This is a genomic window from Rhodoferax ferrireducens (genome assembly GCF_049302455.1).
GTDB classification, from domain to species: domain Bacteria; phylum Pseudomonadota; class Gammaproteobacteria; order Burkholderiales; family Burkholderiaceae_C; genus Rhodoferax; species Rhodoferax ferrireducens_B.
Genome location: NZ_JBAQMD010000037.1, coordinates 21,429 through 37,809, shown reverse-complemented (window position 1 = coordinate 37,809; position 16,381 = coordinate 21,429). Strand labels below are relative to the sequence as shown.

The following is a 16,381-nucleotide window of genomic DNA, read 5'->3' as shown; positions in this document are numbered from 1 at the left end:
GCCGTGTGGGTATCAGATGCTGGAAATCAGTCCGCCATCCACGCGTAACGTAGACCCCGTCATATAGGACGAGCGCGTGCTGGCCAGGAAGGTCACGACATCGGCATATTCTTCCGGGTTGCCGTAGCGGCCCATGGGGATGGCGCTGGTGCTTTCTGCACAGACTTGCGACACGGCGCGTCCTTCTCTTTTCGCTTTGGCTTCATCGAGAAACTTGATGCGCTCGGTTGCAATTCTGCCGGGCAAGATAATGTTGCAGGTAATGCCGTCCTGCGCCACTTCGCGTGCCAGCGTCTTGGACCAGCCGACCAGGGACAAACGCAGCGCATTGGAGATCGCCAGATTCGGGATGGGGGTAACCACGCCGGAAGACGTGCTGGTGATGATCCGTCCCCACTTCTTGACACGCATACCCGGCAGCACACGATCCGTGATGGCCAGCACCGACAACACCATGCTCTGAAAACTGCGAGTCCACAGGGCTGCGTCCTGACCAAACGCCGTGGTGGGCGGTGGGCCACCCGTATTGTTGATCAGTACATCCACGCTACCAAACCGGCTTTCAATTTCCAGCATGCGCGCATCCACCACCGACAGGTCGCCAATATCCCACAGCAGGGGGAGTGCGGTGCCGCCCGCTTTTTGCACCGACTCAACGGTGCGCATGAGCGACTCTTCATTGATATCGGCAACCGCGATGTTGGCCCCTTCGCGTGCCAATGAGCTGGCAATGGCACACCCCAATCCGCCACCTGCGCCAAGCACCAGTGCAGTCTTACCTGCTAATCCCATATCCATAAACAGTCTCCATGTTGATTGCATTGGCGAAAGACGCCTCAAGGGTGGAATTTCTTCAATCCAAAAATGCTAGCGCGAGTGTGGGGGTTTCGGAAAGATAGGTAAAGACCGCTATCATCCTTTCAGGAAGCAGTTTTTCTACGTTATGGACACCTTATTTCTTGAAACTTTGATTGCGGTTGTTAACAGTGGCACGCTGGTTGACGCTGCGCGTCAAATGAACGTGACGCCGGGGGCCGTGGCGCAACGCTTGCAGACGCTGGAGGCCGAGATGGGAGCCAAGCTTGTCATGCGAGCCGGACGCACGGTGCGCCCGACCGAAGCCGGTGCAAAACTTGCCTTGCGGGCCCGAAGTGTTTTAAGAGATTTCAACGACCTGCGTTTTGTGGTCGACCACGAAAATCTCTCTGGTGAACTCAGGATTGGCGCCATCGCAACCGCCCTGACCGGGATGATTCCGCACATTCTCGGACGACTGGTCAGATTACATTCAAAAATTGAAGTTTTCATCGAGCCCGGTTCCTCGGAACGTCTGTATCGACGTGTTCACAATGGCGATCTGGATGCCGCCATCATTGTCAAGCCGGGGTTTCCCATTCCGAAAGTGCTGGACTGGGTCAATCTGAGAAAAGAGCCATTGATCGTCATCGCCTCGACCACGACCACGCAAGACGACCCCCATGCTCTTTTAATGAGTCACCCCTTTATCAGCTACGACAAAAATCAATGGGGCGGTTACCTGGCGGAACGCTATTTGCAGCAGGCAGGCTTGGCCCCGAAAGTCCGGTTTGAACTGGATGCGCTGGACGCGATTGCCGTCATGGTGGATCAGAATTTAGGCGTGTCTTTGATCCCGGACTGGGCCCCGCCGTGGCCACAAGGTCTCTCGCTAAAAAAAATTCCGCTTTCACGACCCCACCAAAACCGGGAGATCGGCTTGATCTGGAACCAGGGGTCTTCTCGCATTCGGCTGGTCGATGCTTTTCAAAAAGAGGCAATGCGTCACGCACAAGCTGGATAGAACGCTGCGGGCAAAGGGATTCACGCTGAACTGGCTTGGCCGGCTCAGCGCCGGGTTGGCAGGCGCCGCCGCTACTCGGGCGCTCAGACCTTCAGGCTTTGCGCCACATGGTCGGCAATGGCCAGCGCGGCGGTGAGTCCGGGCGATTCGATGCCAAACAGATTGACCAGGCCCGGGATGCCATGCCGGGTGTGATCGTCAATTCGGAAATCTGCGGCCGGTGCGCCCTGCGCCGCCAGTTTGGGCCGGATGCCGACATAGTCGGGCTGCAAAGTGCCCGCGTCCACACCCGGCCAGTAATGGCGGATCTGTTTTTGAAAGGTGGCCAGCCTAGCTGGGTCCACGGCGTAGTCAATTCTTGATACCCATTGCACATCCGGGCCAAAGCGTGGTCGTCCGCCCAAGTCCAGCGTGAGATGGATGCCCAGTCCCCCAGCTTCAGGCATCGGATAAATCAGATGCGAAAAGTTCGCCCGTCCGCTGAATGAAAAATAGTTGCCCTTGGCATAAAACAAAGGGGGAATGCTGGCTGCGGGCAGGCCGACCAGGCGCGCGGCCACCTGCTGCGCCTGCAGGCCGGCGCAATTGATGACGCTGCGGGCCAGCAGGGGCTCAATGGCGCCCTCGACGCGCAGGACGATGCCGTCGGACGTGATCTCGCCACCCTCAACGGCCGACTGAAAGGCGAACAAGGCACCGGCCTGCTCGGCATCGGCTTGCAGTTGCAGCATGAAGGCATGGCTGTCAATGATGCCGGTGCTGGGTGACAGCAGCGCAGCCAGACAAAAAATATCGGGCTCCATGGTCTTGACCTGCGCGGCCGTCAAGCTCTGCAGATCAAACACCCCATTGGCATCGGCCTTTTCCCGCAAGGCTTGCAGCGCGCTTAACTGCCCGGCATCGGTTGCCACAATGAGTTTGCCGCAGCGCCGATAGGGAATGGCGCGGCTTTCGCAATAGGCGTAGAGCGACTGCCTGCCCCGCACGCACAGGGTTGCCTTCAAGGAGTTGGGTGGGTAGTAAATGCCGGCATGAATCACCTCGCTGTTGCGGGAACTGGTGCCGGTGCCGATGCTGTGGGCAGCCTCCAGCACCATCACCTCGCGCCCGTCCTGCGCCAGGCGGCGCGCCACCGCCAGGCCCACCACGCCGGCACCGATCACGACGCAGTCAACGCGTTCCATGCGCGGGCTGTTCCGGCGGATATATGGAGGACGCCAGTGCCTTGAACGATAGCGTCAATCCAAGCCGCTTCGAGGCGGCCAGCAGGTGCGCGCGCGCCGCTTCGCGCGCTACGTTCGGATCAGCGGCGACGATGGCCGCCAGAATCAAGCGGTGCTCCTGTTGCGCGGGCGATGGCCCGACCGCGCGCTGCGCCGAGTTTTCCCACGCCAGGCGCCGGGTTTCAAGCAACTGGTGCGCCAGAAAGTCAACAAAACCCGAGAAATACGGGTTGCCGGTGGCAATTGCGATGGCCCGGTGAAAGGCAAGGTCGGCCACACCGGCGGCCGCAAAATCGCCCGCGCTGCGATCCATGTCATCCAGCGCGCAGCGCATGGCCAGCAAATCGTTCGGGGTGCGCCGCAGCGCCGCGAGTTCGGCCGCTGCACATTCGGCCCAATAACGCAACTCAAAGACGTGCTGAAAATTGATATCTCGCCCACCCGCCTGGCTGCTGTCCGCCAGCCGGTAGGCGTTGCCCACCGGGTTGTCTGACACATAGGCCCCCGACCCTTTGCGCGTCACCAGAATCTGATCGACCTTGAGCCGGGCAATGGCCTCCCGGATGACCGGGCGGCTGACCTTGAAGTTGTCGGCCAGCGTTTGCTCGGCCGGCAACCGTGTGTTGGCTGGATAGACCCCTGACTGAATCTCGGTCTGTAGTTTGTGTACGACCCGCTCCACAAGAGAAGAGGGCCGCTCCAGCGGATCGATCATCAAGGCTCCAATTTATCTGTAAGGCTGCATGACAAATTATAGCCAGATGGATTTTGACCAGCGCTATTTCGAGTGTTGGAACGGGCTAGAAAGGGTAACGCTCACGCATGCTGCGGGCGTTCAGCAGCACGCCCGTCATCAGCGTGAACAAGGCGACGGAAGCCAGAATAATGGCGGCAGCCGTCCAGGGCCGGTCGATTTGCTGCCGAAACTGGACCAGTGAAACGGCTGTGCCCAGCCAGCTCGCGGTTGCGCAATAGGCCGCGAGCTGCAACAAAAAAAGACTCCAGCGGCTTTTGTAAAAAAACAGCAGGGGTGTGGCCAAACACAGGCCAAGCACAAGGAAGTTGCCCATCCTGAAGAAATGAGCCCCCATGAGGGAGGCGGCGATGACGTAGAGGCTGATGCGCAGGGTCATTTGTAATCAATCCGGAATAAGCGATATTTTTGCGGGATATTGGGCTTTGCAGCCGGCTTCCTCTTAACGCTTCACATCAACCACAACTCGACCGCGCACTTTGCCGTCCAGTAATTCTGTTGCCACGGCGATGGCTTGCGAAAGCCCTATTTCACGGGTGATGGCTTCGAGCCTGGTGATGTCGAGGTCGCGGGTGAGCCGCTGCCACGCTTCTTGACGAACCTTGAGCGGGGCCATGACGCTGTCGATGCCATACAGGGTCACGCCGCGCAGGATGAAGGGCGCCACCGTGGCCGGGAAATCCATGCCACCCGCAAGTCCGCAAGCGGCTACCGCACCGCGGTATTGGGTGGTGGCGCAGGCATTGGCCAGCGTATGGCTCCCGACGGTATCAATCACCCCTGCCCAGCGCTCCTTGCCGATGGGCTTGCCGGGTGCTGAGAGTTCGCTGCGATCGATGACCTGGCTTGCGCCCAGCGCCTTGAGGTAATCGGCCTCGGCGCTGCGCCCCGTTGACGCGACAACCGTGTAGCCCAACTTGGCAAGCAAGGCGACGGCGACGCTGCCCACACCACCGTTGGCGCCGGTGACGAGAATCTCACCATCGGACGGCTCGATGCCATGCTTTTCCAGTGCCAGGACGCAAAGCATGGCGGTATAGCCGGCGGTGCCGATGGCCATGGCCTGGCGTGTTGTGAAGCTGTTCGGCAGAGCAAGCAGCCACTCGCCCTTGACGCGCGCTACTTCAGCCAGACCCCCGCAGTGGGTTTCGCCCACACCCCAGCCGTTCAGTATGACCTTGTCGCCCGCCTGCCAGGCTGCGTTGGTGCTTTCAAGCACGGTACCCGCGAAATCGATGCCTGGGACCATGGGAAAGCGACGAACCACCGGTGATTTTCCGGTGATCGCCAGCGCGTCCTTGTAATTGAGCGTTGACCACTCGACCTGGATCGTGACATCGCCGGCAGGCAGCACGGCCTCGTCGATGGTCTGAAGCGCGGCCTTGTAGCCGGCATCGTCCTTGGTGATGAGAATTCCTTTGAACATGTTATTTCCCCGGCTGTAAAAAATGAAACATTCGCTTGTAGTTTATGGCACGAACGCGCAAGCGCAAGAGCAGCGACGCCCGATAATCACAACTCAAATAGCCGGAGAATCGAAATGAGACGAGTTGTCGATGCAGTGGGAAAAATCGTGGTCGTCATCACCGTTCTGATGTGCTCCGGGTGTGCAGTCGTGGCCGTTGCCGATGCGGTCGTGACGGTGGCTGCAACCGTCGTGACGACCGGTGTCCAGGCGACCGGCGCGGTGATTGGCGCCGTGATTCCGGATTAAAAGGTCTGGATCACTTGACCCTCGTGTCATGACGGGAACGCGGCACGGCTTAAGCAAACACCCCTGCCGTGTCCTGCATCCGCTCTGATACCTCACCCAGATGGTGCAGGCTGTCGCCAAACGTCATTTCCAGTTGGGTCAGTTTCTTGAAGTAATGGCTCACGATGTATTCGTCGGTGACGCCAATGCCGCCGTGCAGTTGCACCGCCTGCTGGCCAACAAAACGCATGGAGTTGCCCAATTGGTACTTGGCACGCGCCATTGCGGCACGGCGCTCGGGCGCGGGGGCATTGAGTTTGAGCGCGGCATAAAAACTCATGGACCGTGCCAGCTCGAGCTGCATTTTCATGTCCGCAGCGCGGTGCCGCAGCGCCTGGAAGCTGGCGATGGCCACGCCAAACTGCTTGCGCGTGTTCATGTACTCGGCGGTGATCGCCAGCGTTTTGTCCATCACGCCAACTGCTTCGGCACAGGCGCTAGCAATGCCGATGTCCACCGCGTGCTCCAGCGCGCTCAAGCCGTCCAGCGTGATCAGCGTGGCGGGGGCATTTTGCAGCCTCACTTCGGCCGCCCGGCTGCCGTCCTGGGTGCCGTAGCCTTGGGTGCTGACGCCGCTGGCGCTGCGCTCCACCAGAAACAAGGCCAAATGGCCGTCGAGCAGGGCAGGCACCATGAAGGCGTCGGCTTGATCACCTGCTGGAACTATACTTTTGGTAGCTGTCAGCGTATATCCGACGGGGGCTGGAGCCGCTTTTGCCTCACAGATATCGAGGCGGTAGCGAGCGGCGCGTTCCTGGTACGCCAGCACCACCAGCGCTTCGCCGCTGGCTATTTTTGGCAGCCAGGCGGATTTGACGGCCTGCGGTGCGTAGCCGCTGAGCACGCCGCCCGCGATCAGGCTCTGGTTGAGGGGCTCCAGCACGACGCCGCGCCCGAGCTCTTCCATCACCACCATGCCCTCGACCGGGCCCATGCCCATGCCGTCATATTGCTCCGGGATGTACAGGCCGCACAGGCCCAGCTCGGCTATTTCACGCAATGCGTCGCGTGAAAAGCCACCGGCCTTGACGGTGGTACGGCGGCGCTCAAAGCTGTAGCCCTTGTCAACCCATTTGCGCACGGCGTCGCGTAATTGTTCCTGGTCGTCTGTGAAATCGAAATCCATGTTGGTCACCTGTCTTGTTTTGGAGTTCCGCGGCTTCAGCCGAGAACGGTCTGGGCCACGATCGTGCGCTGCACTTCATTGCTGCCGCCGTAAATGGTGGTCTTGCGCAGGTTGAAGTAGGAGGAAGCCAGCGGCGCGCACCAGGCGGCCGCACCGGGATAGTCGCCTTGCCAGCCGGCTTCCATTGCCTCCTGGATCAGGGGCAGTGCATAGGGGCCAGCGGCGAGCATCATCAGCTCGCTGTAGCGCTGCTGAATCTCGCTGCCGCGTATCTTCAAGAGGCCTGCAATGTCGAGCGAGTTCTTGCCCGACTTCTCTGCCGCCAGCACGCGCAGCACCAGCATTTCGAGCGCCACCACGTCCACTTCAAGCTTGGCGATTTCGTCGCGAAAGCGCACGTCGTTGTAGACGCCTTCGGCCTTGGCAACGCGTTTGAGGCGTTCCAGCTCGCGCTTGGTGCGGTTCACGTCGGCGATGTTGGTGCGCTCATGCGAGAGCAGGTGTTTCGCGTAGGTCCAGCCCTTGTTTTCTTCACCGATCAGGTTCTCCACCGGCACTTCGACGTTGTCGAAAAAGACCTCGTTGACTTCCGGCTCGCCGTCGAGCAGCACCACCGGGCGCACGGTGACGCCGGGGGACTTCATGTCGATCAGCAGGAAGCTGATGCCGGTTTGCGGTTTGCCTTCATTGCTGGTGCGCACCAGGCAGAAAATCCATTCGCCGTACTGGCCCAGCGTGGTCCAGGCCTTCTGGCCGTTGACGATGTATTTGTTGCCCTGACGCTCGGCTTTGGTCTTGACCGATGCCAAGTCGGAGCCCGCGCCGGGCTCGCTGTAGCCCTGGCTCCACCACACCTCGCCACTGGCAATGCCGGGCAAAAAGCGCTGCTGCTGCTCCGGCGTGCCAAACGCCATGATGACTGGCGCCACCATCACCGGGCCAAACGGCAGCACGCGCGGCGCACCGGCCAGGGCACATTCTTCTTCAAACAAGTGCTTCTGGATCGAACTCCAGCCGGGGCCGCCAAAGGACTTGGGCCAAGCGTGACCGAGCCAGCCCTTTTTGCCCAGAATCTTGCCCCAACGTTGCAGGTCGTCACGGCTCAGGCGCAGGGCGTTGTGCACCTTGTGTGAAATATCAGTGGGCAGGTTCGCGCGCACCCAGGTGCGTATGTCTTCACGAAACTGCTGCTCTTCAGGGGTAAAGGCCAAATCCATAGGGGAGTCTCCAAATAAGCCGTATTCTTGGTTCCGACATAACTTGAGTACAAGTTAGTCTTCACCGAAATCGGGTTTTAGCACGATCGTTCGATTTGACCTGTCCAGGTGGTGACACGTCGAGTTCAGCACACAATTTTCTCAAATTTCCGCTGCCATCGACCATCTGTTCCGAGCGACGCCTGTACTTGCCTGGTTGCTGGAATCTTGACAATACGCAAGGCTCGCAAGGACTGGCTTGAGCACAGTGGGTATTTCCCGCGATCCTGTCCCTGCGTGACATTAATGCACAGAGGGCGCGATTCGGATATTTTGTGTGCATGACGTGCATGCCGTTGCATTGAACATTTGGAGACCGCATTTGGATACCGCGCTCAACCGCAATCAAAACCATCTGCTCGCTGCCTTGTCGGCGGTCGAGTTCGCGCGCATTGCGCCGGAACTGGAGTTGGTTGCGATGTTGCAGGGTGAAGTTCTTTATGAATCCGGGCAAGCCCTGCGGCATGTCTATTTCCCGACAAGTGCCATCGTGTCCCTGAACTGCGTGACCGAGAGCGGCGCAACGGCCGATATTGCTTGGGTGGGCTGTGAGGGCGTTATTGGCACTACGCTTGTCATGGGCAGCCATGCCACCCCGACAGCGGCCGTCGTCTGTGTCGGCGGCTATGGCTACCGACTGAAGGAGCAAGTGCTGATGCAGGAACTCCGTCGCACCGGCGGGCGCCGTGCCGGGGTGATGCAGCACTTGTTGCTGCGCTACACCCAGGCGCTGATGACGCAGCTATCCCAAACGGCGGTCTGCAATCGGCATCATTCGGTGGAGCAGCAACTGTGTCGCTGGCTGCTGTCAACGCTCGACCGTTTGCCCTCAAATGAATTGACCATGACGCATGAACATATCGCCTGCATGCTCGGTGTGCGCCGTGAAGGCATCACCGAGGCCGCCGGGCATTTGCAGCAAGCGGGTCTCATTCGTTATTACCGCGGCCATATCACCGTGCTTGACCGCGCGGGCTTGGAGACCCGCGTGTGTGAATGCTATGCGGTGGTCAAAAAGGAGCATCAGCGTTTGCTGCACGATGTAGGCGAGCGCGCGGAACTTTTTCCCAGCCAGCCGCCGCAAATCTTTCACCTGGCGTCAGGCTTTGCCTAGACCGGTTCAGGAGGAGAAACGCCCAACTCGGCGCACAGCTTTTGCACCGTTTCACGCAAGTTGGCCAGTTCCAACTCGAGTCGTTCCAGGCGTTCTGCGGTGTTGCCGGGCAGGCCTTCAGACGAGCGGCCAAGCCCGGTTTGCGTCGCATCCACCGGGCCGCACAGCAGGTGCGCCCAGCGTTGCTCCCGAGTGCCGGGTCCACGCGCCAGTTTGACCACCAGCGGGCCCCCTTTTTCAGCGGCGCGGTCTTGCAACTCTTCCAGAAAGCCCTCGACCGAGGAAATGTCGGCGAATTTGTACCAGCGTTCGGTGTTCAGGCGCAGTTCCCCCGCCGTTTGCGGGCCGCGCAGCATCAACAGTCCCAGCAGCACGGCGGCCTGTTCGTAGACCCCGATACCGCGTTGAAAGTTGTGTTCAAAGCGTGTGGTGCGCGAGCCACTGCTTTCGCGCACCAGATGGGCCTCTTTCAGCGTGTTCAGGGCACCGGCCACGTCGGCCTCACTGAGCTCCATCAGCGGCTCGCGGCTGGACTTCTGGTTGCAGCCCAGCAGCAGCGTGTTGAGCGTGAGCGGGTAGCTGTCAGGCACGGTGCGGGCTTTTTCCATCAGGGTGCCGAGCACCCGCGCCTCGATCGGGGTCAGAACAGGCGAGGGCGTTGAGGGGGCGAGGGGGGTGATCAAGGGGGAAGGGGTCAAGGTCATAATTCGGGCCGATATGAAAAACATCGTTATTTTGATCTCAGGCAGCGGCTCCAACATGGCCGCCATCGTAAAGACAGCGCAGCGCGAGGGTTGGCAGGACAAGTTTGGGGCCCGGGTGGCGGCCGTTATCAGCAACAAGGCCTCGGCCGGGGGACTGGCTTTTGCGCGTGAACACGGTATTGCCACCGAGGTGCTGGAGCACCAGGCTTTTGCTTCGCGTGAGGCGTTTGACGCGGCATTGGTCCAAATCATTGACCGCTTTGACGCGCCAGAGCAGCCCGCGCTGGTGGTGCTGGCGGGCTTTATGCGCATTCTCACGCCCGCATTTGTGGGTCGCTATACCGGGCGCTTGCTCAACATCCACCCGTCGCTGCTGCCGGCCTTTGCGGGTTTGCACACCTATCAGCGCGCGCTGGATGCGGGCTGCAAGGTGGTCGGGGCCACCGTGCATCAGGTCACCGCGGAACTCGATCACGGCCCGATCCTGGCGCAAGCCGCGGTGCCGGTGCTGCCGGGTGATACGGCAGACAGGCTGGCGGGCCGTGTGCTCACCCAGGAGCATCTCATTTATCCGCGTGCGATTGCAGATTTGCTGCAAAAAAGATAGCTATATACGTATATTTAACGGGGGCTGCAGCCAAATTTGTCATAAATTTGTTGCTCAGGTCGCCGTGCGGATGGCGCTTTTGTTCACCGACGCCTGACGCAAGAACGCCGCAGTGTGGAATCACACTGCGGCGCTGTTTTTGGTGGGCCTCCCGTGAGTCGAACACGGCACCAACGGATTATGCTTACCAACTACGACTTTCGTCGCCCCTTTCGGGTTTGTGGTCTGGACTGTCTCTTGTCTTTACGACCTGCCCGTACAGTCTCTACACGTTCTCTCCCAAAGAAGAGCTTCGCTCGGGATTGCCACGGTAATTGTTCACCAGAGGTTTCCCCGACTTTGAGCAGTTCTACCAAGGGGCAGAGTTAACTTGCGCCTAGGCAACCCAATCTGTTTGTTCCACTCTCAGTGACTGAGGCTGAGGAAAAAACCACTTTAAGTCCGCTGCTCTAACCAACATGAGCTAGAGGCCCGAAGCGCAGATTGTAAGGGCCTACTTGTGGTAGCTCAGGGCGTTGCTGACCAATTTCGACGTAATGTCCACAATCTGGATCATGCGGTCGTAGGCCATGCGTGTTGGCCCAATGACGCCCAGGGTGCCGACGACCTGGCCGTCCACTTCGTACGGTGCGCTGACGATGGACAGATCCTCGAAGGGGACCACCTGGCTTTCGCCGCCGATGAAGATGCGCACCCCCTCGGCCTGACCGGCAATATCGAGCAAGCGCATGAGCTGCGCTTTTTGTTCAAACAGATCAAATGCGCGGCGCAGGTGACCCATGTCATTGGAAAAATCAGTCACTGCCAGCAGGTTTCGCTCGCCCGAAATAACCACTTCGTCCTGCGTTTCCGACATAGCCTCGGAACTGACCGCCACGGCCGCCTGCATCAGGCTGGCAATTTCCGAGCGAAGTGATTCCACCTCGTTTTTCAATCGCTCTCGAACCTGCTCTATGGCCAGCCCGACGTAATGACTGTTCAGGTAGTTGGCGGCTTCAACCAATTGCGCCTGTGAATAGTCCGTCTCGGTGAAAATCACCCGGTTTTGCACGTCACCCTCGGGCGAGACGATGATGACCAGCAGGCGCCGCTCGGACAAGCGCAAGAATTCAATGTGGCGAAACACGGAGGAGCGGCGCGGTGCGATGACCACGCCGACAAACTGGGACAGGCTTGACAGCAGGTTGGCTGCGTTGGAAATCACTTTTTGCGGCTGATCGGGCGCCAGGACGTGGGCCGCGAACTGCTCCTGGCGCACCGTCAGCATGGTGTCGACAAACAGGCGGTAGCCGCGCGCCGTCGGAATACGTCCGGCCGAGGTGTGCGGACTGACAATCAAGCCCAAATCTTCCAGATCAGACATCACATTGCGGATGGTGGCAGGTGACAGTTCCAGCCCCGAGGCTTTCGAGAGCGTGCGCGAACCCACTGGTTGCCCATCGGCGATATAGCGCTCAACCAGCGCTTTCAATAACAACTTGGCACGGTCATCGAGCATGGGGGCATTTTAGTGATGTAATTTGCCAATGAAATCAAAATTCCGGCACGTGGCGCTGATAGGTAAATACCAGACGGTGGCATCGGGCGCATCAGGCGCGTCCTCGCGTCGGGTGCTGGAAGACATTGCCCATTTTTTGGGTGCACAGGGTTGCGAGGTGGTTTTTGAGCACGACACCGCACACAACATGGGCATTTCCGGCTACCCGGTACTGAATGTCGACGCCATCGGCGCGAAATGTGATCTTGGCTTGGTGGTGGGCGGCGACGGCACCATGCTGGGCATTGGCCGCCAACTCGCCAGGTTTGGCGTGCCCCTGATTGGCATCAACCAGGGGCGGCTGGGGTTCATCACAGACATCCCGCTGAACGGTTACGCATCCACGCTGGCGCCGATGCTGCGCGGTGAGTTCGAAGAAGATCATCGCAGCCTGATGCACGCCAGGGTGATGCGTGACGGGCGCTGTGTTTATGACGCCCTGGCCATGAACGATGTGGTGGTGAATCGGGCCGCTACCTCCGGGATGGTCGAGTTGCGGGTTGAAGTGGATGGCCACTTTGTGGCGAATCAGCGCGCCGACGGCCTGATCATTGCCACACCGACCGGCTCCACCGCCTATTCGCTGTCAGCCGGCGGGCCGCTGCTGCACCCTTCCATTCCGGGCTGGGTTCTGGTGCCCATTGCGCCACATACCTTGTCAAATAGGCCCATAGTCCTTGCCAACATTACAGAGATTGCTATAGAAATAATATCGGGACGGGATGCCAGCGCCAGTTTTGACACGCAATCGCTGGCCTCGCTGCTGCGAGGGGACCGCATCGTGGTGACACGCTCCGAACACAATGTGCGCTTTTTGCACCCCAGAGGCTGGTCCTACTTTGACACCCTGCGCCAAAAATTGCACTGGAATGAAGGAGTGGCCTGACTGTGAGTCTCAAACGTATTGTCTTGCGTGATTTTGTGATTGTTCGCGAGCTCGACCTCGATCTGGCTGACGGTTTCACCGTTCTCACCGGCGAAACCGGTGCCGGCAAGTCGATCCTGATTGACGCGCTGCAGTTGGTCACCGGCGGCCGGGCCGATGTTGGGGTGATCCGCGAAGGCACGAATCGCACCGATGTCAGCGCCGAGTTCGACGCGACGGCTGACCTGGCGCTTTGGCTTGAAACTGCGGGCTTTGAAATCGGTGACAGCCTCTTGTTGCGACGTACCGTGGACGCCCAGGGTAAAAGCCGCGCCTGGATCAACGGCAGCCCGGCCACGGCCACCCAGTTGCGGGCGGTGGGAGAGCAACTGCTTGATATTCATGGGCAGCACGCCTGGCAAAGTCTGACCCGACCGGAGGCTGTACGGGGCTTGCTGGACGCCTACGCCCAGGTTTCATCTGCCGCCCTGGCAACTCTGTGGCAACGGTGGCGTCAAGCGCAGACCGATCTGGCGCAAGCCCATGGCGCGCAAGAGTCGTTAGAGCGTGAGCGCGAGCGACTGGCGTGGCAAATTGGTGAAGTCGAAAAGCTGGCGCCGCAGCCGCACGAGTGGATTGAGCTCAACACAGAACACGGCCGACTGTCCCATGCGCAAGCCCTGTTGGATGCTGCCCAAGGCGCCTTGCAGACGCTGGGTTCTGACGATGACGGCGGCGCTCTGGTGGCGCTGCATGACGCCTGCCAGTTGCTGCAACAGCAGGAGCACCTTGAGCCCTATTTCAAAGGGCTGACGGAGGTTTTGACCTCAAGTCTGGCACAGGTGGAAGACACGGTTCATTGCCTGCGGGGCTACCTGCGCAAGACCGAGCTTGACCCCCAGCGCCTGGGCGAACTCGATGAGCGCATGGCCTTGTGGCTGTCCTTGGCCAGACGCTACCGCAGAGACCCGGCGGAGTTGCCTGATTTGCTGCTGTCCTGGAAACAGGAACTGCAAAAGCTCGATGCTGCCGGCGATTTGGCCGGGCTGGAAGCCGCGTGCGAGGCGGCTCTGGGCGCCTATATGCAGCAGGCCCGGCAGCTCTCCAAGGCGCGCGCTAAAGCCGCTCCGCGGCTGGCCGCAGCCATCACCCAGGCTATGCAGGGCCTGGGTATGCAAGGGGGCCGGTTCGAAGTGGCACTGCAAGCTTCTGCTCAGCCGACGCAAAGTGGCCTGGAAGAGGTCAGCTTTCTGGTGGCCGGGCATGCGGGCAGTACGCCCCGACCGGTCAACAAAGTGGCTTCTGGCGGTGAGCTGTCCCGTATGGCGCTGGCGATCGCGGTCACGACCAGCCGGCTTGGCACCGCACAGACGCTTATTTTTGACGAGGTGGACGCTGGCGTGGGTGGCGCTGTGGCCGAGACCGTCGGTCGCCTCATGCAGCAATTGGGTGTTGACCGGCAGGTGCTGGCGGTGACCCATCTGCCTCAGGTCGCTGCCTGTGCGGACCACCATTGGGTGGTGGCCAAACAATTGCAGGGCAAGTCGACGATGAGTTCAGTCCTTGCTGTGCAGGGTGAACAACGGGTGGCAGAAGTGGCGCGCATGTTGGGTGGCGAGCGCCTGTCAGGCACGACGCTGGCGCACGCCAGGGAAATGCTGCAAACAGGGGAATCATTCGATGAAGTCCGAAGCCGATAATTTGCAGATTGTCCTGATTACCGGCATGTCGGGCTCGGGCAAGTCGGTGGCACTGCACGCGTTGGAAGACGCTGGCTTTTTTTGTGTCGATAACTTGCCGCCCGAACTTTTTTTGCCATTCGTTGCGTTGCAGAAGATGCATCAAACCAAACGGGTCGCCATTGCGATGGACGTTCGCACGGCTTCGTCGCTGCCCTTGGTACCCGAGCAGCTTGCGACCCTGCGGGCGCAGGGTGTCATGGTCAAGTCCTTGTTTCTGGATGCCACAACCGGAACGCTGGTGCGACGTTATTCGGAAACCCGGCGCAAGCACCCGCTGTCACAGGCCACCTCCGATCACTCCCCGCTCGACCAGCGGCGCGCACTGGTGGACGCCATTGAGCTCGAGCGTGAACTGCTGGCTGATCTGCGGGAAAACGCTCACGTCATCGACACCAGCATCATCAGGCCGTCGAAGTTGCAGGGCTACGTCAAGTCACTGATCTCCACGACTGGTGAGCAATTGACACTGGTGTTCGAGTCTTTCGCCTTCAAGCGCGGTATTCCGGGTGATGCCGACTATGTGTTCGATGTGCGCATGTTGCCGAACCCGCACTACGAGCCCGAGTTGCGCCAGCTGACCGGGCGGGACATGCCAGTGGCTGACTTTTTGAAGGAGCAGGCAGACGTCGCGCTCATGCTGGAGCACATTCAGAAGTTCTTGAACCAATGGCTTGGCGCACTGGCACGGGACCACCGAAGCTACGTCACGGTAGCCATTGGCTGCACCGGTGGCCAGCACCGTTCGGTCTACCTCGTAGAAAAATTGGCGGAGCTGTTTGGCGACCAGTGGATGACTTTGATTCGGCACCGGGAACTTGAAGTCAGCCCGTTAACCCTGGAGTAGCAATTTTTTAACGGGGGCCGGCAAGCCCAAGCGCGGCCACTCATCTGCGCTCATCCACCGCCCCTGCGACGACGCCAGGGCAGAGCCCGGCATTTGCACCTGAACCGGATGCAGATACAGGTCCTTGTGAGTCAAGACATGGACAAAAGAAGGCGTGTCATGCAATGCGGTGCGATAACGCTCGGGAACCGCCGCCTCCAGGGCCTCGCGCTGGTCGAACCATGGCAAGCAGTAAAGCCCCGCCCAGACCCCAGGGGTCGGCCGCTGGCTCAGCCACACGCAGTCATCTTCGCCTTGAGCCCATAACAACCAGATCGCCTGTGAACTGCGCTTGAGTTTGCGCGTCTTCACCGGGTAGGACTCGGGCCGACCCAGACCCCGCGCCACACAAGACCGGGCCAGCGGGCAGACTGCGCAGTCTGGTTTTTTGGCGGTACAAACCGTGGCACCCAAGTCCATCAATCCCTGCGTGTAGCGCGGCATGGCATGCGTCAGGTCGCGTAGCGGCAACATTCGCGACGCCTCATCCCAAAGCCGTCGCTCGTTGGCCACTGACGCCAGGTCGCTGTCAAAGCCCAGCACGCGCGTGAGCACGCGCTTGACGTTGCCATCCAGAATGGCCACCCGTTCACCAAAGCACAAGGATGCAATGGCTGCGGCCGTCGAGCGACCAATACCCGGCAGTGTTTGAAGCAACTGGGCCGTTTGGGGGAAAAAGCCACCATGCAATCTCATGACCGCCCCGGCGCACAAATGGAGGTTGCGGGCGCGGGTGTAATAGCCCAGGCCACTCCATAAACCCAAGACGTCATCAAGCGCTGCTGCGGCCAGCGATTCAACGCTCGGGAATCGTTCCAGAAAGCGGGGGAAATAATCCAGCACGGTCGCCACCTGCGTCTGTTGCAGCATGATTTCAGACAACCAGACCCGGTACGGATCGCGGGTGTTCTGCCATGGCAAATCATGGCGGCCATGGGTCTTTTGCCAGCGCACCACCTGAGTGGCGAAATCCGTTACCACGCTTTCATTCAAGCTTG

The 16,381-nt window shown here is 60.0% G+C and carries 17 protein-coding genes; 7 read left to right on the top strand and 10 right to left on the bottom strand.

Going from position 1 to position 16,381, the window contains the following annotated elements:
* Window positions 1-12: 12 nt before the first annotated feature.
* Window positions 13-798 (bottom strand): SDR family oxidoreductase, encoded by a 786-nt coding sequence (locus tag WA157_RS06510; RefSeq protein ID WP_422620191.1) that lies wholly within the window; start codon window positions 796-798, stop codon window positions 13-15.
* Between the two features lie 145 nt (window positions 799-943).
* Between WA157_RS06510 and WA157_RS06505 the strand changes: the two genes are divergently transcribed.
* Window positions 944-1,819, top strand: a complete 876-nt coding sequence (locus WA157_RS06505) for a LysR substrate-binding domain-containing protein (protein ID WP_422620190.1) — start codon at window positions 944-946, stop codon at window positions 1,817-1,819.
* Between the two features lie 83 nt (window positions 1,820-1,902).
* Here the strand turns inward: WA157_RS06505 and WA157_RS06500 are convergent, their stop codons facing one another.
* From WA157_RS06500 to WA157_RS06485, 4 genes are all read right to left on the bottom strand, one after another.
* Window positions 1,903-3,003, bottom strand: coding sequence for an NAD(P)/FAD-dependent oxidoreductase (locus tag WA157_RS06500; RefSeq protein WP_422620189.1), 1,101 nt, complete (start codon window positions 3,001-3,003; stop codon window positions 1,903-1,905).
* The gene (locus WA157_RS06495; RefSeq protein ID WP_422620188.1) at window positions 2,990-3,757 is read right to left on the bottom strand and encodes a FadR/GntR family transcriptional regulator; all 768 of its coding nucleotides are present in this window, start codon (window positions 3,755-3,757) and stop codon (window positions 2,990-2,992) included. Before WA157_RS06495 ends, WA157_RS06500 begins: the two co-directional genes overlap by 14 nt.
* 85 nt (window positions 3,758-3,842) lie before the next feature.
* Window positions 3,843-4,175, bottom strand: coding sequence for a hypothetical protein (locus WA157_RS06490; RefSeq protein WP_422620187.1), 333 nt, complete (start codon window positions 4,173-4,175; stop codon window positions 3,843-3,845).
* A gap of 63 nt (window positions 4,176-4,238) precedes the next feature.
* Entirely contained in the window at window positions 4,239-5,222 is a 984-nt protein-coding gene (locus WA157_RS06485; RefSeq protein WP_422620186.1) for an MDR family oxidoreductase, read from the bottom strand.
* A 114-nt stretch (window positions 5,223-5,336) separates the two neighbouring features.
* Here WA157_RS06485 and WA157_RS06480 point away from each other — a divergent pair, with 114 nt between their 5' ends.
* Entirely contained in the window at window positions 5,337-5,510 is a 174-nt protein-coding gene (locus WA157_RS06480; RefSeq protein ID WP_422620185.1) for a hypothetical protein, read from the top strand.
* A 49-nt stretch (window positions 5,511-5,559) separates the two neighbouring features.
* Here the strand turns inward: WA157_RS06480 and WA157_RS06475 are convergent, their stop codons facing one another.
* Both WA157_RS06475 and WA157_RS06470 read right to left on the bottom strand, forming a co-directional pair.
* Window positions 5,560-6,675: an acyl-CoA dehydrogenase family protein gene (locus WA157_RS06475; protein WP_422620184.1), complete on the bottom strand. Its 1,116-nt coding sequence runs from the start codon at window positions 6,673-6,675 to the stop codon at window positions 5,560-5,562.
* Window positions 6,676-6,710: 35 nt separating this feature from the next.
* Window positions 6,711-7,892 carry an acyl-CoA dehydrogenase family protein gene (locus WA157_RS06470; protein ID WP_422620183.1) on the bottom strand — a complete coding sequence of 394 codons (1,182 nt, stop codon included), beginning with the start codon at window positions 7,890-7,892 and terminating at the stop codon, window positions 6,711-6,713.
* Window positions 7,893-8,253: 361 nt separating this feature from the next.
* Between WA157_RS06470 and WA157_RS06465 the strand changes: the two genes are divergently transcribed.
* The gene (locus tag WA157_RS06465; RefSeq protein ID WP_422620182.1) at window positions 8,254-9,045 is read left to right on the top strand and encodes a Crp/Fnr family transcriptional regulator; all 792 of its coding nucleotides are present in this window, start codon (window positions 8,254-8,256) and stop codon (window positions 9,043-9,045) included.
* Here the strand turns inward: WA157_RS06465 and WA157_RS06460 are convergent.
* Entirely contained in the window at window positions 9,042-9,749 is a 708-nt protein-coding gene (locus WA157_RS06460) for a YceH family protein (RefSeq protein WP_422620181.1), read from the bottom strand. The genes WA157_RS06465 and WA157_RS06460 overlap by 4 nt on opposite strands.
* A 13-nt stretch (window positions 9,750-9,762) precedes the next feature.
* Between WA157_RS06460 and purN the strand changes: the two genes are divergently transcribed.
* Window positions 9,763-10,356, top strand: coding sequence for a phosphoribosylglycinamide formyltransferase (gene purN / locus WA157_RS06455; RefSeq protein WP_422620180.1), 594 nt, complete (start codon window positions 9,763-9,765; stop codon window positions 10,354-10,356).
* A gap of 493 nt (window positions 10,357-10,849) precedes the next feature.
* Here the strand turns inward: purN and hrcA are convergent, their stop codons facing one another.
* Window positions 10,850-11,854, bottom strand: a complete 1,005-nt coding sequence (gene hrcA / locus WA157_RS06450; protein WP_301082186.1) for a heat-inducible transcriptional repressor HrcA — start codon at window positions 11,852-11,854, stop codon at window positions 10,850-10,852.
* 28 nt (window positions 11,855-11,882) lie between these two features.
* Between hrcA and WA157_RS06445 the strand changes: the two genes are divergently transcribed.
* From WA157_RS06445 to rapZ, 3 genes are read left to right on the top strand one after another with little or no spacing between them, the layout of a single operon-like run.
* Window positions 11,883-12,779 (top strand): NAD kinase, encoded by an 897-nt coding sequence (locus tag WA157_RS06445; RefSeq protein ID WP_422620179.1) that lies wholly within the window; start codon window positions 11,883-11,885, stop codon window positions 12,777-12,779.
* Window positions 12,780-12,781: 2 nt separating this feature from the next.
* Window positions 12,782-14,458 (top strand): DNA repair protein RecN, encoded by a 1,677-nt coding sequence (gene recN / locus WA157_RS06440; RefSeq protein WP_422620178.1) that lies wholly within the window; start codon window positions 12,782-12,784, stop codon window positions 14,456-14,458.
* Window positions 14,439-15,344 carry an RNase adapter RapZ gene (rapZ, locus tag WA157_RS06435; RefSeq protein WP_422620177.1) on the top strand — a complete coding sequence of 302 codons (906 nt, stop codon included), beginning with the start codon at window positions 14,439-14,441 and terminating at the stop codon, window positions 15,342-15,344. Before recN ends, rapZ begins: the two co-directional genes overlap by 20 nt.
* Here rapZ and mutY read toward each other — a convergent pair.
* A complete protein-coding gene (gene mutY, locus WA157_RS06430; RefSeq protein WP_422620176.1) occupies window positions 15,330-16,364 on the bottom strand; it encodes an A/G-specific adenine glycosylase in 1,035 nt (344 codons plus the stop codon). The two genes, rapZ and mutY, sit on opposite strands and share 15 nt — an antisense overlap.
* Window positions 16,365-16,381: the final 17 nt, after the last annotated feature.

Coding starts and splice junctions, on each gene's coding strand:
- WA157_RS06470 (WP_422620183.1), bottom strand. CDS start 7,892: ATGGATTTGGCCTTTACCCCTGAAGAGCAGCAGTTTCGTGAAGACATA.
- WA157_RS06490 (WP_422620187.1), bottom strand. CDS start 4,175: ATGACCCTGCGCATCAGCCTCTACGTCATCGCCGCCTCCCTCATGGGG.
- WA157_RS06510 (WP_422620191.1), bottom strand. CDS start 798: ATGGATATGGGATTAGCAGGTAAGACTGCACTGGTGCTTGGCGCAGGT.
- purN (WP_422620180.1), top strand. CDS start 9,763: ATGAAAAACATCGTTATTTTGATCTCAGGCAGCGGCTCCAACATGGCC.
- hrcA (WP_301082186.1), bottom strand. CDS start 11,854: ATGCTCGATGACCGTGCCAAGTTGTTATTGAAAGCGCTGGTTGAGCGC.
- WA157_RS06445 (WP_422620179.1), top strand. CDS start 11,883: ATGAAATCAAAATTCCGGCACGTGGCGCTGATAGGTAAATACCAGACG.
- WA157_RS06485 (WP_422620186.1), bottom strand. CDS start 5,222: ATGTTCAAAGGAATTCTCATCACCAAGGACGATGCCGGCTACAAGGCC.
- WA157_RS06505 (WP_422620190.1), top strand. CDS start 944: ATGGACACCTTATTTCTTGAAACTTTGATTGCGGTTGTTAACAGTGGC.
- WA157_RS06460 (WP_422620181.1), bottom strand. CDS start 9,749: ATGACCTTGACCCCTTCCCCCTTGATCACCCCCCTCGCCCCCTCAACG.
- WA157_RS06475 (WP_422620184.1), bottom strand. CDS start 6,675: ATGGATTTCGATTTCACAGACGACCAGGAACAATTACGCGACGCCGTG.
- WA157_RS06480 (WP_422620185.1), top strand. CDS start 5,337: ATGAGACGAGTTGTCGATGCAGTGGGAAAAATCGTGGTCGTCATCACC.
- WA157_RS06495 (WP_422620188.1), bottom strand. CDS start 3,757: ATGATCGATCCGCTGGAGCGGCCCTCTTCTCTTGTGGAGCGGGTCGTA.
- WA157_RS06500 (WP_422620189.1), bottom strand. CDS start 3,003: ATGGAACGCGTTGACTGCGTCGTGATCGGTGCCGGCGTGGTGGGCCTG.
- rapZ (WP_422620177.1), top strand. CDS start 14,439: ATGAAGTCCGAAGCCGATAATTTGCAGATTGTCCTGATTACCGGCATG.